This window comes from Vibrio sp. SCSIO 43136, assembly GCF_023716565.1.
In the GTDB taxonomy this organism is placed as follows: Bacteria; Pseudomonadota; Gammaproteobacteria; order Enterobacterales; family Vibrionaceae; genus Vibrio.
The window spans coordinates 2,305,449-2,327,248 of the sequence record NZ_CP071848.1 but is presented as its reverse complement, the minus strand read 5'-3'; the positions used below and the strand labels follow the sequence as shown (position 1 = coordinate 2,327,248).

Here is a 21,800-nt window from a genome sequence, read left to right as displayed (position 1 = left end):
CCTTGGTCGTAGTTATAGCTCTTCGACGTTAACACCCACGGTAATAGCGCCAATGACATTACCGCTGGCAGGGTCCGTGATGCTATAACTTACTTGCGACTGGAAGGTTTGGGTCGACTCATCTTCCTCCACTTCGCTGATATGAATGGCCTTAGCTCCTTTCATATAGGTCTCTTTCCATTTGGCTTCGTCACCTTGCCAATAGTCAGAAGTGACGGCGCTTTGGCCGACATTGAGTCCTTTGTTATCCATGACAAAAATTTCTGTGTACAAGCCGCCACTCTCTTCTTGGACTTGCGCAAGTGTTGCGGATAGCGAATTGCTAAGCACTTCGTCAATCAGAGGCGAAGAAGAGCCACTTACTTCACTGCGCCACTGTTTATCCAAACTGTCAATTTCTGCTTGGCTGAGTTGGGCATGTTTAGTGTTTTGGGCATTTACTGCATCAATGACAACTTGCATATTGACTAGGGTGTCTATCTTAGACGTAGCCAGCTCACTGAGCTGAGGAGCAAATTCATTTGCAGAGGTGAGAAACGGGATGGTGCAAAGGGAGATGAATAGAGTAGTTCGCATCGTGTTAGCCTCAGGTGACGTTGTTAGTATGTTTTATTTGAATATAGAACAGAGTACGGGAGATGCTAGTTAACTTGCTAAAGATGCCCTTAATAGGTAGTTACTCAATAACGGACGATGAGAAAAGTGCTATAGTGAGCTTATGTCTAAATATATGGTTTCCCTAATAATGTCCTTTATAGCTCGGTGGGCTTTATTGAGCTCAGTGATAGTATTTTCATCGTTGTCGAATGCGATCACCTTAGAAGTTTGGTCCTCTTTTGATGGCTTTTTGCTTGATGATATTGCTAAGCGCTTTGAGCAGAAAACAGGGCATAAGTTGGTTATTCGCCGCGTTGATACAGAAGCCATGCGTTCTGAGACCTTAATGGCAGAACGTTCGGAAGTGTATATGCCAGATATCGTCTGGATACCTTCAGACTTTATTGGCTTGCATCAATACTTAGGGCTGCAGGTATTACCAGACGATTGGTTAGATATAGACCAATTGGAGCCATTGGCGACCCAGCACATCAAGTTGGATGGTAACGTCTACGCCATCCCCATTTCGGTAGGCAACCACCTGATGCTTTTCTACGATAAAACCAAAGTAAAGCAACCTATACAGACTTGGGAGGCCTTTATTCAAGCAAACCAAGATCAGGGGCTGGCCATTTTGATGGATCATGAAACCTTTTATTATCAAGTGGCTTTTTTTGATCTATTTGGCGACCCTAACCCTCTAAAATCTCTAAATTTCACCGAGAAGGAGTTGATAGATACTCTTGGTTTTTATCGTCGATTGCAACTGCAAGGCATGTTTATTGACGGGTGTGATTCCGTATGCGCAAGGAAGAAATTTGCCAAGGGAGAGTTTAGCTATTTGATTGATGGTGACTGGGTATTTAACAACATCGAGCCAGATGAACTTGGTGAACTAGGGGTTGCGCCGTTACCCACGTGGCGTGGAAAAAAGATGACCTCATTGTCTGGGAGTAAGGTGCTCTCTTTTACCAAGAAGAGTTATCAAGATCCGGAAAAAAGAGCAGCAATGAAAGCCTTGGTTGCCTTAATTCAAGACCCTGAAGAGTTACATCGCTTTGCCAAAGATCATGTGTTTATCACAAGTAATCAGACGGTCAATCAAACCATATTCTCGCAGCGTGAAGAGCACTTTTCTCAACTTTATCAGCTATATTTACAGTCTCAGCCAATGAATAACTCACTCAAAATGGCCGTTTTTTGGGAGGCTTTGTTTCGTGGTTATCACCGCTATCAAGAAGGTATGCCTTTAAGAGAAAGCGCACGCTACATTATTCAATTCATGGACAAACACAACAAAAGGGTGCTGAACAATGAAGCCAATTAGCTTTAGAGCTTTCAGTTTACGCAAAACACTTATCTATTTGTTGCTGTTTGTCGCTCTGGTACCTGCGTTGTTAATCAGTCAATACTTCATCAAACGGCAAGCCAGCATGATGCAAGCCCATGAAGACCTTGCGAAAGGTACAACGGTCTCTAGTATCAAGGATACCGTCACAACGGAAATCGATAATCTTGCGAACCTACTCGACTGGTTCTCTCGAGACCAAGTCATGATACGCGGTGCGGATAATATCCTTTACTCTTCGGTGGTGTGGCAGCGGCTCCATGCGATGACACAAATTAGTGAGATAGTCAGTGCCATTTTTGTTTTAAATAGAGAAGGTGAGGTGATGTATGCCCATAAGGGTAGTGCTTACCACTTTGAAAACAGCGATTTGTACCAAAAAATGCAGGAGGCAAAACCTGCGTTGCGTCGAGGAAAAGTATTCCATACAAGATTTACCGAGCCAGGTTTAACTTCAACGGATGAAGATCGTGGTGTAGCGCTGTTTAGCCCTTTGCTCGCCTACACGTTGCTTGAGCACGAAGAGTATGAACCACAGGGAACCTTGGTGGTGTTAATTGGCAATGAATCATCCGTTTCATTGTTACAGCCGCATTTATACCCAGGGGAACACGTTGCTTTGACCTATGGTGAGTTAAACGTAGATGAAGCTGCGCTGGTACAAGATGTTCCTAAAACCGAATTCGTGTTTGAACACCCTTCGCTTTATTCCCCTGCGGAGTTAAGCCTGTATTACTTCTTTTCTGACACACTGCGCCACCAACAAGCTGAAGAAACGTTTAACGACGCCATCCAGTTCTTAGCCGCTTTACTGTTTTTAGTAGTCGTGATTGTCTTGGTTCTAAATGGTTGGGTATCTCAGCAGTTTAATACCATCTCAAAAGTTGTCACTGAGTTTACCAATAACAGTAAATCAGCCATTACCGATAGTGATTTTCGCAGCAGTGAATTTTTAAATGTCTATCAGCTACTATTTAAAATGCGTAGTCAAATTGGGCTTCAGTTAGATGAGCTGGAGAATAAGAACCAGCAAATTGCCGCGACCAACAGTCAGCTGGAGGATTTTAATCAACGTCTAGAAAGTGAAGTTGAACAGAAAACTGCGCAGCTGCAAGCTTCTCTAAAACGAGAAGAAAACTATCAGCAAAAGTTGGTTAGGCTCATTAATGGGTTGTCTGAGCTTAACGATGTAGGCTATCACGGCGTATCTAAAGTCGTGACCCGACATTTACAGAAGTTACTTCCTGAACTTGGAGGCGAATTCAGCTTCACAGTCCCCGAGAAAAAATGCAAAACGGTAATCTACAACAATATGGTTGAGCCGCTAGCTTATATCGGCTGGCAACGTGCGCCAGAAACACAAGAGCAAAAACTGTTGTGCCAATTATTTACTCAACAGCTTGGATACTGGCTAGAACTAATGCTCATTACTCGCCGTGATCCTATGCTTGATGCAGGCAATCGACAGGCATTCGATGAAGATATCGAATATCTAAAATCTCAGCTAAGAAATGGTCAGATAGAGACGTTTGCGTTGTTCGTAATTGATATCAATGGCTTGAAAACTATCAATGATCAATACGGGCATGACTTAGGCGACGAGCTGATTTTTACCTGTGAGGCACTGCTCAATCAGCATATTAATCAAAATCAAATGCTATATCGCATCGGTGGTGATGAGTTTGTAATTTTGGGAAGCGATATGAATCAGGCCGATTGCAAAGTGTTAGAAGAGCGTTTAGAGCGAGCGCAAGCAGGCAAAACTATGTCAGATATGGAAGGCAACTTGCATCCGGTTCATTTTTCGATGGGGTTCGCTTCGACGGATAACTGTCAGCCTAACTTACTGTTTAAAGAAGCTGACATGAAGATGTACATCAATAAAAAATACTATTATTCAAATAGCGCAAAGTGAGTAATGGCTGATTGAGAAAGTTGGCGCTCCCGACAGGATTCGAACCTGTGACCTGCCCCTTAGGAGGGGGCCGCGCTATCCAGCTGTGCCACGGGAGCATAACGCTATTATAAGCAAAAAAGTCAAACCAAAACAATGAGCTGTCATGCGAATAGCTATTTAGGCTAATTATCGAAACAAGGGGTATAGGGTGAAGCGAAAACTAGGCTCAATGTTAGTGATGTTGCTGATCGGAAACACCGCTTTAGCGCAAAATATCATATTGGCAACACACGACCTTGCTCCGTATGGCAGTTATCCACCGGGCAGTGATATCCGCAGAGTTGCCGACGACCGATTCAAAGGCATTGCCGTTGATAGGCTGAGATGTGCAATGGAAGGTCTAAACCAAAACCTACAGGTGCTGGTTGTGCCTTGGCGTCGAGCCCAACATCTGGCTGAGTCCCATCAAGTGGACGGTTTTTTTGCTGGTTCCCAAAATGACTACCGAGATAGTTATGCGGTTATGTCTGAGCAGATCGCAGATCAAAACTGGCAATGGTATTGGATGAAATCACCAACACGAGATAGTGCGGCTAGTATCGACAAATCAAATCTTGGGCGTATCGGTGCCTTTCAAGGTTCGAATATGGCCAAGTGGTTGGAAGCCAATCAATACCCAATTTTTAGTCGCCCCAAAACTACAGAACAGCTATTGTTGCAGCTAAAAATTGGCCGAGTTGATACTGTCATTGCCAACAACCTTGTGGTGGATGCTTTACTCGAAGAATATGGTTGGAAAGATTTGGTTGCCACCAAAATTGCTAAAGAGAAACCTCTGGGTGTCTATTTTACAAAACACTTTCTTAACCAGCGACCTAAAGCTTGGCTTGATGAATTTAATCAATCTCTATCTAAGTGTATTAAGTAATAAATCGATAAGGCCACCCAATGAGTGGCCTTATGCTTGGTTATCTATTCTTCTTCATCAAACTGTTTATGCATGACATCGCCAATTTGAATACTCTGAGCCAGCTCTGGTTGATCAACTATTAAGTCCGCTTCTAAGTCGTAGACTCGATCGACAGTCAGTGTGATACGGCTTTGTGAGACTCGATTACGAGCAATACCGTTTTGGTCGATAAATGAACCATTGTGCCATAGTTGCAGCTTGTCACCTTTCTTAACACCATGGCGGCGACCCAGATCCATCGTGACAAGGTTCTGGCGGACCGCAACCACAGACGGCACCGTGATTTTACAAGAGAGTTCTGACTCCAAATCTATCATCACGTTTCGGCTGACTCGCAGCATCATCTCACCATAAGTTGAAGACCAAAAACGAGCACCTTTCGTATCTACCTGACTGGTTTTAGGGAAGGGCCACAAGGCCACTTCACGATAGGTCTTGGTAAACACTTCATTGCCGGTTTGCCCATCAAACACTAAGACTTCCATAGCGAACTGACGATTGATTTGATCGTCTTGAAGCAATCGGCTTTCAATTGTTGCGGTAAGGTCATGAATGTGGCCACTAATCAGGTATTGTGCGCCGTTGTCCTGAGCAATCATCTTAACGATGTCTGCTCGATTCTTATCTAGGTTGTAGGGTGTCACACCAACTGACGTGAAGCTCTGGGATTCTTGTTCGAACTGACGGTTAAGCACTTGACCGTAGTCTTCACCGAGATTGTACACTGCGCCCATAACAGCATGTTGCGGCTCAACTAAGTCAATTTTACCTACCAATATAGTCTTCTTGTATTGGTCAATATGGCAACCTCTTGCCGTTGGATAGATATCCAAACGTACCTTAAGGCGCATCTTGCCACCGCTGTCATCTTCTTCTTCTACACGGATATAGCGCACTTCGTGGTTAGTAAATTGGTACTCTTCACGAGATTCCTCTATATAAGGCTGCAGAAAGCTTATGGTTCCAATGTCAGCACCAGTAAAACTCATTGCTTTATAAATAGCGTCTTCTAACGCATTCATGCGTGCTGTAGATTTTGACGTTGATATAGTGGCAACGCCTTCGACTTCGTACCACGCTGCTTTGGCTGCAAAGCTAAAAAGTGCTGTGCAAACAAGAGTTATGGTAGTTGTCCAAAATTTTTTCATTATCGAAATCTCAGTTGGGTATGCTTTTTGCTTAATGTTTGAGTAGTGATTTTTGGTGTTGGTTTTCTCAGTTGCAAGTGAAGAAAAGCAAGTATTGTTCCAACCTAATGACGGAATGATGACACCAGACTTCTGTTACTTGCCACCTAGGTGGTGAGACAGTATATCGGAGATGAAGAGAATGAAGAAATGGCTTGTTTTAGTGTCAACGATGTTTTTGGCATCGTGCGCTTTTTCGCCAATCTACAATGGTAAAGATACGTATTCTGGCAGTCGATTTATGCTAATGGATACGCCACGTCATACGATGGATTTCTTTGTAGAAAGTTTAGCGGAAGAGCTGATCATGTCGAACACCAGCGTGTCGGCAAGAACACCTATTGCAGTGACCTCATTTGTCGACCTGCAAAATATGGATACCACCAACTGGCTGGGTAATTCAGTCTCAGAAGGTTTTATTCATCAGTTTCAGCGCCGCGGTTTTAAAGTGGTCGATTTTAAAACCACTGGCTCAATTCGAGTGACGCAATCGGGTGACTTTGCGTTCAGTCGTGATTGGAAGGAGTTAGCGCAGGAACAAGACGTGAAATATGTGTTGACGGGCACTATGTTACGTCAGGAGGGCGGTGTGCTTATTAACGCTCGTGTTGTTGGTATGAAAAGTCGAGTTGTGGTAGCAACGGCGCAAGGCTTCCTACCAGAGGATAGAATTGGTCGTGACTTAGATACGCTTAACAGTGTTAGAACCCAAGATGGTGTGCTGATCCGTACCGATCACACAATGACCAGCCCAGATTCTATTATTCTGCGTCCGTAACCAGAGAGTTAGGTGAGAGAAATGAAAAAAGTATTAATGTTACTGGTTGCAATGGTGATGGCGGGTTGCCAGCCATTGGGCGGTGAAGAAATGTTTATGACTGCTGTTGGTTATGCCAGCATCAGTGAACAGAAAGGTCGAAATGACCAGGAAAAGCAAGTTAAGGCGATGCGTGCTTCTAAGATAGATGCTTATCGAGAGCTTGCGGAACAGGTATACGGCTTACGTGTGAGTGCCCGTTCTGATCTTGAAGATTCACGTTTGGGAACTGAGTGGACAAGCGGTGCCGTTGACGGTGTTATCCGTGGTGCGCAGGTTGTGCGTACATACGCTGTTGGTGATAGCTACGTAACTGAACTGCGTCTTGATATCCAAAAAATGGATGAGCTCAAGAACTACGGTGATGTTCAGCAGGTGCCAGTGAAGAAACAAGCTACCCTGTTCTAATAGTTAATTGCACTAACGGCAAACACCTTCATCTCCAACGAAAAGAGCGGCAACCATGGTTGCCGCTCTTTATATATTCGTTGGCTAGATAATCCTAACACCACTTTAAGCTTTGATGTTCGTACCCAAAGTGGAGAAAGTATTAGTTTGGCCTTCAGCCGTGTAGGTCATGCCAATCTTACCTCGACTTTGCTGCATCATGTTGTGTAGCTTGTTAAAGCTCAATTGGGCACGCTGCAACGCTTCGCCATTCACTTCATTAAGCTGCTGGCAGTCATGAACAACAGATTGGATGGTCTTTACTTGTTTGCTCAGTTGGGTTTCTAGCTTGAGGCGCTCAACTTCCGCATGTTCGGCAATGCGCTGATCAGTTTGTTGTAGTTGGAGGATAAACTCGAGTTTCTGTTTGGCGAGAACTTCAATATCTTTAGCGACACGCTTCGCTATCGCAACTTTTTCTTTTTCAAGTAAATCAGAAAGCGATTGAGCGTTTTGGAGTTGATAGTCTAATAAACTTTCGAGTGATGCCATATGAATCGATTCAATGAAAATAGCTGGACCGCTATATTACAGTCCAGCTAGGTCTTCTTCATGCTTCATCATACTTTCGGCCAGTTTCTCTGGGTCTACTGTGTAGGACCCATTTGCTATAGCTTCTTTAATCGCTGCAACTTTTGCAGAGTCGAAGCTCGGCTCACTGACCATGTTCTGATGAAGTTGACCAATCGCTTTCCCCTCTTGGCTAAGCGAGACTGCGTCTTTGCCGCCTTTTGGTTCGGCGACAGATTCAGAACGCGATTGCGTACTGCTTTCTGTACGAGCATTCGCACGGTTTGTCGTGACGGTTTGCCCGGATCTGAGTTGATCAATGCCTGCCATAGTTAGTGCCTTATTCGCAAAAAGATTGAGAACCTGTACAAATGATATCGACGTAGCTGCCGAAAACTTTACGATTATTTTAAAAAATAATTGAATTTGTTTTGCTATCGGTGACTTATCACACTAAAAGTGCACAGTAACCTCTGCCATTCCTGTTACTATAGCATCAATTATTCGATTTGATTTGTTATTTTTGACTTTAACGTGATCCCCGGTAGCACCATCAGATAGGGCAGTTCCTTTCGTAGTTATCGACATTTCACCTTTAACGGCTTTAATGATCACGATTTCATTTCGACAAACGACGCAGATATCGTTCTGTTCAATGACATCACCGTTTCGAACGTTGCGCTTTAGCTTGGCTCCAATCACTTGATCTAGTTGTTGGAAGCCAAAGCGGCGATAAGCACGCTGCTCAACAAATGATATACTAATATCATTTGAACCGATGATGTTGCCGCGAGCCAAAGGTGTGATGGCCGTAACCAACGGTCTAAGCAATGATACACGCACTGGTACGTATACTCGCCAGTCATCTTGAGGACAAGTGACAAGAACAGTGATGTTACTTGAAGAGCCAGAATGCGCTGAAGATGATGTTTCGAGCGGCTCATCACAGTCGCTGGCTTTGACTCGGCGATCGATGGCGGCAGCCGTAGCGGTCATTTTGTCATTTGGACCGAGCGGATAGTTTTCGAGTACATGTTGCTCAGCCGCTTGTTTTATCGCATCTATTTGCGACTCAGTCGCAGAGTGAGCGAAAGCGCTAAAGAAAATCAAACAAAAGCCGATAGTTTTTCCAAACTTATCGTAGAAAGCTCTACACTTAGAGATAGATTGCATACTGATAAATGCCTTATAATACGCTACTTTGTATTTATGCCTGATAAAATCAGTGTTGTGTTAATAGTTTACTAAAATGCTTTAGATGGAGACGTGCTTATGACGGGCATTCTTGATTCTGTGAATCAACGCACACAACTCGTCGGTCAAAACCGATTGGAGCTTCTGACTTTTCGTCTGATGGGACGCCAACGTTATGGTATTAACGTTTTTAAAGTGAAAGAAGTTCTCCAATGCCCTAAATTAACTTCCATGCCAAATCTTAACCCTTTGGTAAAAGGTGTGGCGCACATCCGTGGTCAAACGGTTTCAGTGATTGACTTAAGTTTAGCCGTTGGTGGCCGTCCGACCACAGACATTGACAAGTGCTTCGTGGTGATTTCGGAGTTTAACCGAACCATTCAAGGCTTTTTGGTCACATCTGTAGAACGTATCATCAACATGCATTGGGAGTCTATTCTTCCACCGCCAGAAGGTGCAGGTAAAGCCAACTACCTGACAGCAGTAACCAACATTGACAACGAACTGGTTGAAATTCTGGACGTTGAGAAAATCCTTGCCGAAATCTCGCCTGTGGATGAAACCATGAGCGATGATTTGAAAGAAGAAATTGCTGAAATTCAGCAAGAGCAGGTGATCCATCCAATTTTGATCGCTGATGACTCAACGGTTGCACGTAAGCAGGTACAACGCGCTGTTGAAGCGATTGGCTTTGAATCTATCTTAGTAAAAGATGGTAAAGAAGCTTACGAGAAGCTAGTGGAGCTTGCGGCCAACGGCCCGATTAAAGATCAAGTGTCTTTGGTTATTTCTGATATCGAAATGCCAGAAATGGATGGTTACACATTAACGGCAGAAATTCGCCGTAATGCGGATCTAAAAGATTTACACGTCATCCTACACACCTCATTAAGTGGTGTATTCAACCAGGCGATGGTCGAGCGTGTGGGTGCCAATGAATTTATCGCAAAATTCAATCCAGATGAACTGGGCAATGCAGTGAAAGCCGCAGTCAATAATTAACTAGAGATCTGAATGACAGCAATAACTATAAGCGATCAAGAATATCGCGATTTCAGCCGCTTTTTGGAGTCTCAGTGTGGGATTGTCCTTGGTGATAGCAAGCAATATTTGGTAAGAAGCCGACTTAGCCCTTTAGTCAGCAAGTTTAAGCTTGGCTCTTTATCAGACCTTCTTAGGGATGTAGTAACCGGAAGAAACCGGGAACTGCGTGTTGCCGCTGTAGATGCCATGACTACTAACGAAACACTGTGGTTCCGTGATAATTATCCGTTCTCGGTGTTGTCAGACAAACTTTTGCCTGAGGTTGCGGCAAACAAACGCCCAATTAAAATCTGGTCGGCAGCAAGTTCTTCGGGCCAAGAGCCTTACTCAATTGCTATGACCATTTTGGAAACGCAGAGCCGCAAGCCAGGTATGCTGCCTAATGTTTCTATCACGGCAACAGACATTTCCTCAAGTATGCTGGATATGTGTCGTGCTGGTGTTTACGACAATCTAGCACTTGGACGCGGGTTATCCCCAGAGCGTCGTCGCACCTTCTTTGAAGATGCAGGCGATAACAAAATGAAGGTAAAAGACAACGTTAAGCGCATGGTCAACTTCCGACCACAAAACTTGATGGACTCCTACGCTTTGCTTGGTAAGTTCGACATTATTTTCTGTCGAAACGTGCTTATCTACTTTGCCCCTGAGATGAAATCGAAAGTGCTTAATCAGATGGCTAATTCACTTAATCCTGGTGGCTATTTGTTACTAGGTGCCTCAGAGTCTCTTACGGGCCTAACAGATCGTTTTGAGATGGTTCGCTGTAACCCAGGTATCATCTACAAGCTAAAATAGCAATCTGCTCAACACTCTCTCAAAGCCGGCTTCTTGCCGGCTTTGCTGTATCGAAACTATACTAACCCTATTAGTGACTCCCAATTCACTCGTAAACCACCACTGACATCCCGTGTTTTTATGAGTTGGCTTGGTTTTTGCTAATTACCTTGTGCGGATATCTTGGCTTTCTAGGCGGCAATGTAATTGTTGGCACGTAGATTGCATAGTTATCATCAGTTAAGTCATTTTTATTGGTAGAGGCAAGCGATGGCGATCTCGTTCGATAAAGCTCTGGGAGTACACCAACACACAGTTGGCCTGCGTGAACGCAATGCAGAGGTCATCTCGACCAACATTGCGCAAGCAAACACACCTGGCTTTAAGGCGAAAGGCATGGACTTCGACAAGGCGCTGCAAGCGGCAAAGTCGGGGGCAAGCTTTGGTCTTACTCGCACCGATGGTCGGCACATTAATGCCACTACTAATATTGCCGGCGATACTCTGTATCGCATCCCAACACAGCCGGATACCGGAGATGGGAACACGGTCGATGTCGATTTGGAACGTAGTTTGTTCATGCAAAACCAAATTCGTCATCAGGCGTCATTAGATTTCTTAGGCAGTAAGTTTAAGAACATGACCAAAGCACTAAAAGGGGAGTAATTTAGATGAGCTTGTTTAATGTATTCAACGTGACGGGATCTGCAATGACGGCAGAATCTGTCCGTCTAAATACCACCTCTAGTAACTTGGCTAATGCAAACAGCATCGCAAGCTCAGCAGACGAAACATACAAGGCGCGTCATGCCGTGTTTGGTGCTGAGTTGAGTAAAGCCAAGTACAACCGTGACCACAATGTTCCTGTAAAAGTGATGGGTGTGATTGAAAGCAATAAACCGCTTGAGTCTGAGTATAACCCTGAACATCCATTGGCTAACGACGAAGGTTATATCTTCAAGTCTAACGTTAATGTGATGGAAGAAATGGCAAACATGATTTCTGCTTCTCGCTCGTACCAAACGAACGTGCAATTAGCAGACGCAAGTAAACAAATGCTGCTGCGTACGCTGCAGATGGGTCAATAAGGATAGGAGGTTAACGTCATGGCCGGAATAGACAACCTTGGTCAGAGCGGCTTGTCCTATGTTGATCAGCTTAAAGCCCTGCAAGAGAAGAACAAGCCTGAAGAGAAAGTAACGGGTCAAAATGACCTTAAACAGGAAGATTTCCTGTCGCTACTGACTAAACAGCTTGCTCAGCAGGACCCATTTAAGCCGGTCAGCAATGACCAGATGATTGCGCAAATGGCTTCATTTGCGACCGTCGATGGCATCGGAAAAATGAACAATCAGTTCGAAAGTCTTAACTCATCCATGACTTCGAACCAAGCCCTGCAAGCATCTTCGCTAGTAGGTCGCGATGTTCTTGTTCCTGGTGCTGCAGGCACAAAACCTGCTGATGGTGGTATGTCCGCGATGGTCAAACTACCACAAGCACTGGATAACCTGTTCGTCCGTATCACGAATGAACAGGGTCAGTTGGTTCGCACATTAGATGTGGGTGCTAAACCTGCTGGCGACTCCAAGGTGACGTGGGACGGATTAGATGAAAACGGTAACGCATTGCCAGCTGGTAAATATTCTGTAAAAGCGAATGGTTTACTAGACGGGGAGCAACGTGAGTTCGAGACGTCGACTTATGCGAACGTGAACAGCGTACTTCTTGGTAATGGTGATGGTAATGTACTGCTCAATCTGGCTGGCTTTGAATCGCCAGTTCGACTAGCTGAAGTACTTGAAGTTGGTAAGGCGTAAGGCAACGCCGGCTAGATAGGAGAATTTTGGGATGTCATATATTGCACTTAGTGGACTAGCGTCTGCTCAATTAGATCTAAACACAACCAGTAACAACATTGCGAACGCCAACACTTTCGGCTTTAAAGAATCGCGTGCAGAATTCGGTGATGTATATTCTAACTCACTGTTTACTAATGCGAAAACAGCGGTAGGTGGCGGTGCTCAGGCAAGTAAAGTTGCTCAGCAATTCCATGAAGGTTCAAGTATTTATACTAACAACCCGATGGATCTACGTATTTCAGGTACCGGATTTTTTGCGGTAGCGAAAGACCGTTTGCAACCGCAACAAAACGAAATGACTCGCAATGGTGCTTTCCACCTAAACAAAGATAACTACATGGTGACTTCTAACGAAGAGTACCTACTGGGTTATCGTGTGAACCCGGAAAATGGTGAAGTAGCGTCTTATGAGCCTGAACCGCTAAATGTTCCGGCAGAATATGGCCGACCAAAGCCGACTGAAAATGTAGAGATGGCCGTGAACCTTCCAGCGGATGGTGAGCTGAAAGATCCACTTCAGTTTGATATTACTGACCCAACAACATACAACCGCTCGACGTCGTCGACAGTGTATGACTCGATGGGCCAGTCTTACAAAATGACTACCTACTACATGAAAGATGCCACTCAGCCAAACACTTGGCACACTTACTACACCATGACAGATAGTGGCGGCGAAAAACCGCTAAGTATCCAAGGTGGTGATGTAACGACGCCAACTGGTCACGTAGGCCATACGATTCGTTTTAATAACGATGGTACGCTTGATAGCATTAACAATGGCAACGACGTGCAAACGGTATCTCTGGCTGGTCCTGACAACCCGTTTCCTCTGGACCTGAACGGTGCCGATGCTGGTCAGCAACTGTTGATGAATCAGCAAGGCGCAACCCAGTTTGCCGCTCCATTTGAATTGGTACGATTCAATGAAGATGGTGCAACCACAGGCTTCTTGACTAAAGTTGACTTTGACGAGTACGGCACAGTCATGGGCACCTACTCAAATGGTGAAGCGGTAAGTCTTGGCCGTGTGGCATTGGTGCGCGTTGCCAATGAGCAAGGTCTAGATAAAAAGGGTGGTACTCAGTGGGATGCAACTCAGCTTTCTGGTAAGAAAACTTGGGGTGAGTCTAACAAAGGCTCTTACGGTTCTATCACCAGCGGTACCCTTGAGCAGTCGAACATCGATATGACTCAAGAGCTTGTTGACTTGATTTCAGCTCAGCGTAACTTCCAAGCGAACTCTCGTTCTCTTGAAGTTCACAACGGCTTGCAACAAAACATCCTGCAAATCCGATAATCTAATCATCTGGCATTGCCGCCTCTTACTTTGGGCGGCAATGTATTTTCCATTCATATCTTCTTTTCCTTATATTTCAATATCATAACGTCAATTGTTTTTATTGGCACGCTCCTTGCTTTTATCTGTTTGTACACGATTTTAGGAGCACATTATGGATCGTTCACTGTTTCTTGCCATGAGCGGCGCTAAGCAAAATATGCAAGCGATGCAACTTAGGGCAAACAACCTAGCTAACGTAAGCACCACAGGCTTTAGAGCCGACCTCGCACAAGCTCGTTCTATGCAAGCTTATGGTGAAGGTTTGCCAACACGTGTTTTCAGCATGACTGAAAGACCGGGGCAAAGCTTTGCCCAAGGCAGTGTGATTACCACTGGCCGTGACCTCGATGTCACGATTGAAGGCCAAGGTTGGATTTCAGTGATGGATAAAACCGGTAAGGAAGGCCTTACCCGTAACGGTAATTTGCACATTGACCAGACTGGGCTTCTAACCAACAGCTCGGGTCATTTAGTGCTTGGCGAAACGGGTGCGCCGATTACCTTGCCGATCCCACTTAGCAAAATTGAAGTTGGGCGTGATGGCACGATCTCCGTGATCCCGCAAGGTGCTCCTGCGGATGCATTGGAAGTGATTGACCGTATCAAGCTAACTAGCACCGATAATCGTGCTTTATACAAAGACACCAATGGCCTGTTTCGTGCCAAAGATCCTAACTTGGCTTATGAAGCCGATGCGGCAATCAAAATCATGACAGGTGCTGTGGAAGGCAGTAACGTCAACGCCGTTGGTGAGATGACCAGCATGATCGATCTGCAACGTCAGTTCGAAATGCAAGTGAAATTAATGAGTACAGCAGAAGATATGGACAAGGCGTCCGACTCACTGCTGCGTTCCGCTTAACCAAATTTAGAGGACTAAACTATGCATCCGGCATTATGGGTAAGTAAAACTGGTTTAGATGCGCAGCAGACGAATATCTCAACCATTTCAAATAACCTGGCGAACGCCTCGACTGTGGGCTACAAAAAGAGCCGTGCGGTGTTTGAAGACTTGTTCTATCAAAACATTAACCAGCCAGGTGGTCAGTCATCGCAAAATACCGAATTGCCATCAGGCTTGATGCTTGGTGCAGGTTCTAAAGTGGTTGCGACTCAAAAAGTGCATACAAATGGTAATGCACAAACCACGAGTAACAGTTTAGATATGATGATCGAAGGTGATGGTTTCTTCCAAGTGTTGATGCCTGATGGAAACATCGGCTACAGCCGAAATGGTCAGTTCACGCTCGATTCTGAAGGGGCGATTGTGACTTCGGGTGCAGGCTATCGAGTGCAGCCAGAAATCGTTATCCCAGAAGATGCGATCTCTATTACGGTTGGCAATGACGGTGAAGTGTCCGTGCGTATTCGTGGTCAGCAAGAGAACCAAGTGGTCGGTCAGATCACAACCGTTGATTTCGTTAACCCAGGCGGTCTTGAGCCGATTGGGCAGAACCTTTACATGCCGACTGGGGCAAGTGGTGACCCTCAAGAAGGGGTTCCGGGCTTAGATGGCCTTGGTTCCATCCGCCAGTCGATGCTAGAAACTTCGAACGTTAACGTGACGGAAGAGCTGGTGAATATGATTGAAGCTCAGCGCGTTTATGAAATGAACTCTAAAGTGATCTCATCTGTCGATAAGATGATGAGCTTCGTTAATCAGCAGCTGTAATCGGAGAATAGTCATGTTTCGTATTATCTGTGTTTCATTGATTGCGTTGTTGGCAGGTTGTGCAGCTCAACCTGAGTTAACTAATCCCGAAGCTGGCACTACGGTTGTTGATGCTATCGAAGGGGATGTAAGTAGCTCCGGCACGGGGGTTACTGATCTATTGCGTGGACGCACAGATCCTGTAGCAGGTGATCCGGCATGGTCACCTATCCACCCAAAGAAGAAGCCAGAACATTACGCAGCGGCAAGCGGCTCGCTGTTTAACATCGATTTTGCGCAGAACCTATATGATGATAGTAAGCCACATGGCGTGGGTGACATCGTGACCGTGATGCTTGAAGAGAGTACTAAAGCGGCGAAAAGTGCGGATGCAGATTTGAACAAGTCCAACGATTCGAGCATGGACCCGCTTGTGGTCGGTGGGCAAGAGCTTGCCATTAACGATTACAACTTCTCGTATGAACTGAAAAATGACAACAAGTTTAAGGGCAACGCATCAGCGAACCAAAGCAACAGCATCAGTGGCTCTATCACAGTTGAGGTTATCGAAGTTCTCGCCAACGGAAACTTGATTATCCGTGGTGAAAAATGGTTAACGCTAAACACCGGGGATGAGTACATCCGCCTAAGCGGCACAATTCGTCCGGATGACATTACTTTTGACAACACCATTGCCTCTACACGTATCTCAAACGCTCGAATTAAATATTCTGGCACGGGAAATCAACAAGATATGCAAGAGCCTGGATTCTTGGCACGATTCTTTAATGTATCTTTGTAATTGAAGATTTAGCCGGAGTTTTGACACCATGAACAAGTGGGTAACGTTAATCATTAGCGCATTATTGCTCAGCATCAGTAGCGCTCACGCTGCACGAGTGAAAGATATTTCGCAAGTTGCTGGCGTACGTAGTAACCAATTGGTCGGCTATGGCTTAGTGACAGGTTTGCCGGGTACAGGTGAGTCAACACCTTTCACCGATCAAAGCTTTAATGCCATGCTACAAAACTTCGGCATTCAATTGCCACCGGGCACTAAACCTAAAACCAAGAACGTGGCGGCGGTTATCGTTACCGCAGAACTGCCAGCTTTCTCAAAGCAAGGTCAGGCTGTTGACGTAACAGTCTCTTCTATCGGCAGCGCAAAGAGCATTCGTGGTGGTACTTTGCTGCAAACCTTCCTTAAAGGTTTAGATGGTGAAGTTTATGCGGTTGCTCAAGGCAACCTGGTTGTGAGTGGATTTAGCGCAACCGGTGCAGATGGTTCAAAAATTGTAGGTAACAACCCAACCGTAGGTCTTATTTCTGGCGGTGGTATGGTTGAGCGAGAAGTACCAACACCATTTAGCCGTGGCGACTACATCACTTTTAACCTGCTAGAGTCAGACTTCACAACGGCTCAACGAATGGCGGATGCTATCAATAACTTCCTTGGGCCTCAAATGGCGCAAGCGGTTGATGCAGCCTCGGTGAAAGTGCGTGCACCACGTGACGTGAGCCAACGAGTAGCCTTCCTGTCTGCGGTTGAAAATGTTGAATTTAACCCAGCTGATGGCGCAGCTAAAATTATCGTTAACTCTCGCACTGGGACCATTGTGGTCGGCAAGCATGTGCGACTTAAGCCAGCGGCAGTCACTCATGGTGGCATGACAGTAGCGATTAAAGAAAACCTCAATGTTAGCCAACCAAACGCCTTTGCTGGTGGACAGACTGCAGTTGTGCCAGATTCAAACATCGAGGTCTCTGAAGGCTCAGGAAAAATGTTCAAATTTGAGCCGGGCTTAACTTTGGATGACTTGGTAAGAGCGGTTAACGAAGTTGGTGCGGCACCATCCGATTTGATGGCTATCCTTCAAGCACTCAAACAAGCGGGTGCGATTGAAGGCCAGTTGATCGTTATCTAAGGGGAAAGACAATGGTTAATAACCCTAACGATATCGGATTTATTCACGACATCAGTAGCTTAGATAAACTGAGAAAAGATGCGGTAAGCGGTGACAAAGATGAAAAGGCGGCGTTGACGGCGGCGGCAAGGCAGTTTGAGTCTATCTTTACCACCATGCTTTTTAAGTCGATGCGCGATGCGAACTCGCATTTCGAATCAGACATGATGAAAAGCCAGAATCAGGACTTTTATCGCCAGATGCTTGATGAGCAAATGTCGAGTGAGCTAAGTTCTTCAGGTTCTCTTGGCCTGGCTGACATGATTGTTGCTCAGCTTTCTGCAGGTGCTGGGGAAGACCAATCTGAACTCGCTTCACGTTCAGCAACCCTAGATACGATTAATCGTGTTCCAGTGAATAAGCCAATCGCTCGAACTGAGCGAGTAGATGTTAATGAACCCTCTCGCTTTGAATCTCCACAGCATTTTGTTGAGTCGCTTAAACCGTACGCAGACAAAGCAGCGAAAGCACTGGGTGTGGACTCTTCGGTACTACTTGCTCAAGCTGCTCTTGAAACTGGCTGGGGTAAGAAAACGGTTCAAAATGCTGCGGCAAACAGTAATAACTTATTTAACATCAAAGCTGACCGACGCTGGCAAGGCGATCGCATTTCTACTCAAACGTTAGAGTATTATGGTAATACGCCAGTGAACGAAAAAGCGGCCTTCCGCTCTTACGGCTCTTACCAAGAAAGCTTTGATGATTACGTACGTTTCCTAAATGAAAACCCACGTTACCAAACAGCGCTCCAACATAATGGTAATACCGAAGAATTTATCCGAGGCATCCACAAGGCCGGTTACGCAACTGACCCAACCTATGCCGATAAGATTCTAAGGGTTAAGGCGCAAGTTGATGATATGGTAAAATAAATGTAAACCGAAGTAGCCACTACTTCGGTTTTGTTTATTATCAACCCTTCAACCCTTCAACCCTTCAACCCTTCAACCCTTCAACCCTTTCCCGTTAGCACCGCGTCCGATAACCGTTTACCAAACTCTGGCACACATATTGCTTTAACTACAATAACGGCAACATTAACCCTGCCGTTTTGTTTGTAAGTTACTCTTTTTTGGGGGCGATATGTCATCGGATCTACTTAATGTAGGTACACAAAGTGTCTTGACAGCGCAGCGGCAACTAAATACCACTGGTCACAACATTTCAAATGTGAACACCGAGGGTTATAGCCGTCAATCTGTGCTGCAAGGGACAAATGCCCCAAAACAATTTGGTGGCCAGACCTATGGCATGGGCGTACATGTGGAAAATGTTCGCCGCTCCTGGGATCAGTTTGCCGTCAAAGAGCTCAATTTAACAACTACAGAGCTATACAACAAAAAAGACAAAGAGCTGAGTTTAGACAACTTAACCAACATGCTCTCGTCGGTGGCCTCACGCAAAATTCCAGAAAATATCAACGAATGGTTCGATACGCTTAAGACCCTGTCGGACTCGCCTAATGATGTTGGTGCGAGGAAGGTGTTGCTTGAGAAATCTCAATTGATCACCCAAAACCTCAACCATTTCCATGAAGTGGTGCGCAAAGAAAAAGACAACATCAATCAGAAGCTCCATCACGCCGTAGAACGTATGAACTCCATAGCGGTTGAGCTGCGCGATATTAACCGTCTGATGATGCGTACCCCAGGCCCGCATAATGACTTGATGGATAAACAAGAAATGCTGGTGAATGAGCTTTCTCAATTTACCAAAGTGACCGTTACCACTCGAAGCAATAATGAAGGGTTCAATATACATATCGGCAATGGCGATACTTTAGTTTCGGGTACTGAAGCCAGTGAACTAAGACTGGTAAAAGGGTCCCCCGATCCACAACAGTTGCAACTAGCAATGGTGGAAGGTAAAGGACTTAAAGCACTGAGTAACCGAGATATAAACGGCCAGCTTGGCTCGTTCTTTGAAACTCGAGATGAGATTTTGCCATCAGTAATGAGCGAGCTGGGGCGCATTGCCGTGTCCATGTCGATTCGTGTCAATGAGCTACAGTCCCAAGGTCTAGATCTATACGGTAACGTCGGTCAGAAAATGTTTACCGATCTTAATGACCCGGACATCGCCAGCTCACGAATCGTGGCTAAAACTGGGTCGAAAATCGACATGTCAGTAGAAATTGATGACTTATCCCAGCTTAAAGGGGGTGAGTACTCGGTGAGATACGATGGCTCGTCTTACATCATAACTAAGCCAGGCGGTGAAACTCAGACGGTATCCAAAAGCGTATTTAATAATGGCTTTATGATTGATGGCTTGAGAATTGACGTTAAAGAACCACCAGAAGAAGGTGAGCGTTTCTTAATCCGACCAACAGAAAATTCAGCGGCTGAAATTAAAGTTGTGATGACTGACCCAACCACGATTGCGGCTCAAAGCTATCAAAGCTCATACACTAATGTAACGGGTTCTGCGGAATTTAATGTCTTGAAGGCAGGTAATCTGAAAGAGTTCCAAGTCGTGATTTCTCCGGCAGGCGATCAGTTTGCGGTACTCAACATGGATGGCCAAGTTGTGAAACAGCCAGCCGCTTATCCGCCAACTGGGACTGTGGTTGTCGATGGCACTGAGTTTGAACTTGGAGCGGGTGCAAAAGCGAACGATAAGTTTGCGGCAAACCTTGTCCCTTCAGAAGGTGATAACGGCAACTTGCTAAAAATGCAGAACATCCTCACGGATAAAACCTTAGATGATGGCAACACTACCATGTTGGGTGTGTATCAAAATCTAAATACAGAAGTTGGCCTTCAGTCTGCGACGGCGATCCGAAAAGCCGACATTGCTACGATAGAAAATGAAGCGGCTAAGGAACGAATCTCATCAATATCTGGGGTTAACCTTGATGAAGAAGCGGCCAACATGATGAAGTTCCAACAAGCTTATATGGCATCGTCACGCATCATGCAGACGGCGAACGATACCTTTAACACCATTTTACAACTGAGATAGAGGAGGGGACTAAATGATTACCAATCGAATCTCTAGTTTTCACCACTATCAGTCAGTGCAAAACGATCTGAGACGTCAAGAGAACAAAATTCATCACAACCAGGCTCAGCTTGCGTCAGGTAAAAAGTTGCAAACGGCGGCGGATAACCCGCTAGCGGCGCACTATGTTCAGAGTATCAGACAGCAAACAGAAGAAACCGATCAGTTCTTGAACTCGATTGTGTTGATTCGAAATCGTCTCGAGCACCAAGAAGTGATGATCAATAGTGCTGAATCGCATACCGACAAAGCGAAACGCTCGGTAATGGAGATGATCAATGGTGCGTTGTCTGCCGAAGATCGTGCAGCAAACGCTCGTGTACTTGAAGAGATGTCGACCAACTTGCTTCACTTGGTAAATGCCCAAGATGAGTCAGGTAACTATGTATTTGCTGGAACTAAGCCCAAAAATCAGCCGTTTTTTAAAGATCACAACAATGATGTGACTTACGTCGGTGATACCTATCAGCGAATGATGAAGATTTCCAATGGGTTGGAAATTCCAGTCAACGATCCTGGCAATAAAGTTTTTATGGAAATTAGAAACCCAATGGGGGACTACGATCCAAGTTATAACTTACAAGAAGCTTCTGAATTGCTAGTTGAGCGCGCAACCAATACCGATCTCAACGACAACTCAACCTATCGAGTTACTTTTGTAGAGATGCCAGATGGCTCAAGAGGCTACCAATTAGAGAAAGATGGCAGTGTCGTTGACGCAGATGTATATAACCCTGCCACTGGTATTCAATATGGTCAGCAAAGCTTCCAGTTCAAAGGGCGCATAACTGCTGGAGATCAGATCTCTTTTGAGCCTAAGCGTACCTTTGACATGTTTGATAGCTTAAACAAAGCGATTGAGTATTCAAAAGCGTCGGTGGCAGATTCTTCAGCAACAGCTGAGTTACACCAAGTGGTTGCCGAGCTACACAATGCTTTTGTCCACTTGAACAAAGTCAGAACTGACCTCGGTGCGAGGATGGGCACGCTCGATATCCAAGAGCAGCAGCATGAAGATTTCAAGATTTCAATGGCGAAATCAAAAAGTAATTTTGAAGATCTCGATTACGCAGAAGCGGTGATTGAGTTCAACGAAAACTCTATGGCGCTTCAAGCTTCGCAGCAAGCTTTTGGCAAAGTAAAAGATTTAACTCTATTTAACTACATCTAATACCGACAAAACGCCTTATGTG

The 21,800-nt window shown here is 45.1% G+C and carries 23 protein-coding genes and 1 tRNA gene; 18 read left to right on the top strand and 6 right to left on the bottom strand.

The features are described from left to right. Nucleotides 1–12: 12 nt before the first annotated feature. Nucleotides 13–576, bottom strand: coding sequence for a hypothetical protein (locus J4N39_RS10975; RefSeq protein WP_252019170.1), 564 nt, complete (start codon nt 574–576; stop codon nt 13–15). 205 nt (nt 577–781) lie between these two features. On the opposite strand from J4N39_RS10975, the gene J4N39_RS10970 reads away from it, so the two are divergent. Continuing rightward, the gene (locus J4N39_RS10970; protein ID WP_252019167.1) at nt 782–1,924 is read left to right on the top strand and encodes a sugar ABC transporter substrate-binding protein; all 1,143 of its coding nucleotides are present in this window, start codon (nt 782–784) and stop codon (nt 1,922–1,924) included. Continuing rightward, nucleotides 1,911–3,860, top strand: coding sequence for a GGDEF domain-containing protein (locus J4N39_RS10965; protein ID WP_252019165.1), 1,950 nt, complete (start codon nt 1,911–1,913; stop codon nt 3,858–3,860). Before J4N39_RS10970 ends, J4N39_RS10965 begins: the two co-directional genes overlap by 14 nt. 21 nt (nt 3,861–3,881) lie before the next feature. On the opposite strand, the gene J4N39_RS10960 is transcribed toward J4N39_RS10965, so the two are convergent. Continuing rightward, nucleotides 3,882–3,958: transfer RNA gene (locus J4N39_RS10960), tRNA-Arg, on the bottom strand. Between the two features lie 92 nt (nt 3,959–4,050). On the opposite strand from J4N39_RS10960, the gene J4N39_RS10955 reads away from it, so the two are divergent. Beyond that, entirely contained in the window at nt 4,051–4,770 is a 720-nt protein-coding gene (locus J4N39_RS10955; protein WP_252019151.1) for a substrate-binding periplasmic protein, read from the top strand. A 44-nt stretch (nt 4,771–4,814) separates the two neighbouring features. Here the strand turns inward: J4N39_RS10955 and J4N39_RS10950 are convergent, their stop codons facing one another. Then, complete coding sequence (locus J4N39_RS10950) at nt 4,815–5,960, bottom strand: flagellar assembly protein FlgT (protein WP_252019149.1); 1,146 nt, start codon at nt 5,958–5,960, stop codon at nt 4,815–4,817. Between the two features lie 181 nt (nt 5,961–6,141). Between J4N39_RS10950 and J4N39_RS10945 the strand changes: the two genes are divergently transcribed. Both J4N39_RS10945 and J4N39_RS10940 read left to right on the top strand, forming a co-directional pair. Beyond that, complete coding sequence (locus J4N39_RS10945) at nt 6,142–6,777, top strand: FlgO family outer membrane protein (RefSeq protein ID WP_252019146.1); 636 nt, start codon at nt 6,142–6,144, stop codon at nt 6,775–6,777. Between the two features lie 21 nt (nt 6,778–6,798). Continuing rightward, nucleotides 6,799–7,224, top strand: coding sequence for an LPP20 family lipoprotein (locus J4N39_RS10940; RefSeq protein ID WP_252019144.1), 426 nt, complete (start codon nt 6,799–6,801; stop codon nt 7,222–7,224). Between the two features lie 105 nt (nt 7,225–7,329). Here the strand turns inward: J4N39_RS10940 and J4N39_RS10935 are convergent, their stop codons facing one another. From J4N39_RS10935 to flgA, 3 genes are all read right to left on the bottom strand, one after another. After that, complete coding sequence (locus tag J4N39_RS10935; RefSeq protein WP_252019142.1) at nt 7,330–7,755, bottom strand: flagella synthesis protein FlgN; 426 nt, start codon at nt 7,753–7,755, stop codon at nt 7,330–7,332. A gap of 36 nt (nt 7,756–7,791) precedes the next feature. Beyond that, nucleotides 7,792–8,103: a flagellar biosynthesis anti-sigma factor FlgM gene (gene flgM, locus J4N39_RS10930; RefSeq protein WP_252019139.1), complete on the bottom strand. Its 312-nt coding sequence runs from the start codon at nt 8,101–8,103 to the stop codon at nt 7,792–7,794. Nucleotides 8,104–8,226: 123 nt separating this feature from the next. Beyond that, on the bottom strand, nt 8,227–8,946 hold the full coding sequence (gene flgA, locus J4N39_RS10925; protein ID WP_252019137.1) for a flagellar basal body P-ring formation chaperone FlgA: 720 nt from the start codon (nt 8,944–8,946) through the stop codon (nt 8,227–8,229). A gap of 99 nt (nt 8,947–9,045) precedes the next feature. Between flgA and J4N39_RS10920 the strand changes: the two genes are divergently transcribed. From J4N39_RS10920 to flgL, 13 genes are all read left to right on the top strand, one after another. Beyond that, nucleotides 9,046–9,969 (top strand): chemotaxis protein CheV, encoded by a 924-nt coding sequence (locus J4N39_RS10920; RefSeq protein ID WP_252019135.1) that lies wholly within the window; start codon nt 9,046–9,048, stop codon nt 9,967–9,969. A 12-nt stretch (nt 9,970–9,981) separates the two neighbouring features. After that, nucleotides 9,982–10,809: a protein-glutamate O-methyltransferase gene (locus J4N39_RS10915; protein WP_252019133.1), complete on the top strand. Its 828-nt coding sequence runs from the start codon at nt 9,982–9,984 to the stop codon at nt 10,807–10,809. A 249-nt stretch (nt 10,810–11,058) separates the two neighbouring features. Further along, nucleotides 11,059–11,454 carry a flagellar basal body rod protein FlgB gene (gene flgB / locus J4N39_RS10910; RefSeq protein ID WP_252019131.1) on the top strand — a complete coding sequence of 132 codons (396 nt, stop codon included), beginning with the start codon at nt 11,059–11,061 and terminating at the stop codon, nt 11,452–11,454. Between the two features lie 5 nt (nt 11,455–11,459). Next, nucleotides 11,460–11,876 (top strand): flagellar basal body rod protein FlgC, encoded by a 417-nt coding sequence (flgC, locus tag J4N39_RS10905; RefSeq protein ID WP_252019129.1) that lies wholly within the window; start codon nt 11,460–11,462, stop codon nt 11,874–11,876. 18 nt (nt 11,877–11,894) lie between these two features. Further along, nucleotides 11,895–12,605: a flagellar hook assembly protein FlgD gene (flgD, locus tag J4N39_RS10900; RefSeq protein WP_252019127.1), complete on the top strand. Its 711-nt coding sequence runs from the start codon at nt 11,895–11,897 to the stop codon at nt 12,603–12,605. A 31-nt stretch (nt 12,606–12,636) separates the two neighbouring features. Further along, a complete protein-coding gene (gene flgE / locus J4N39_RS10895) occupies nt 12,637–13,947 on the top strand; it encodes a flagellar hook protein FlgE (protein WP_252019125.1) in 1,311 nt (436 codons plus the stop codon). 154 nt (nt 13,948–14,101) lie between these two features. Continuing rightward, nucleotides 14,102–14,851, top strand: coding sequence for a flagellar basal body rod protein FlgF (locus J4N39_RS10890; RefSeq protein ID WP_252019123.1), 750 nt, complete (start codon nt 14,102–14,104; stop codon nt 14,849–14,851). A gap of 21 nt (nt 14,852–14,872) precedes the next feature. Continuing rightward, nucleotides 14,873–15,661 carry a flagellar basal-body rod protein FlgG gene (gene flgG, locus J4N39_RS10885; RefSeq protein ID WP_252019121.1) on the top strand — a complete coding sequence of 263 codons (789 nt, stop codon included), beginning with the start codon at nt 14,873–14,875 and terminating at the stop codon, nt 15,659–15,661. Between the two features lie 13 nt (nt 15,662–15,674). After that, nucleotides 15,675–16,442, top strand: a complete 768-nt coding sequence (gene flgH / locus J4N39_RS10880) for a flagellar basal body L-ring protein FlgH (protein ID WP_252019119.1) — start codon at nt 15,675–15,677, stop codon at nt 16,440–16,442. A gap of 28 nt (nt 16,443–16,470) precedes the next feature. Next, nucleotides 16,471–17,565 (top strand): flagellar basal body P-ring protein FlgI, encoded by a 1,095-nt coding sequence (locus tag J4N39_RS10875; protein ID WP_252019117.1) that lies wholly within the window; start codon nt 16,471–16,473, stop codon nt 17,563–17,565. An 11-nt stretch (nt 17,566–17,576) separates the two neighbouring features. Beyond that, a complete protein-coding gene (gene flgJ, locus J4N39_RS10870; protein WP_252019115.1) occupies nt 17,577–18,476 on the top strand; it encodes a flagellar assembly peptidoglycan hydrolase FlgJ in 900 nt (299 codons plus the stop codon). A 211-nt stretch (nt 18,477–18,687) separates the two neighbouring features. Next, on the top strand, nt 18,688–20,568 hold the full coding sequence (gene flgK / locus J4N39_RS10865; protein WP_252019113.1) for a flagellar hook-associated protein FlgK: 1,881 nt from the start codon (nt 18,688–18,690) through the stop codon (nt 20,566–20,568). Between the two features lie 16 nt (nt 20,569–20,584). Next, the gene (gene flgL / locus J4N39_RS10860) at nt 20,585–21,778 is read left to right on the top strand and encodes a flagellar hook-associated protein FlgL (protein ID WP_252023705.1); all 1,194 of its coding nucleotides are present in this window, start codon (nt 20,585–20,587) and stop codon (nt 21,776–21,778) included. The last annotated feature ends 22 nt before the right edge of the window (nt 21,779–21,800 follow it).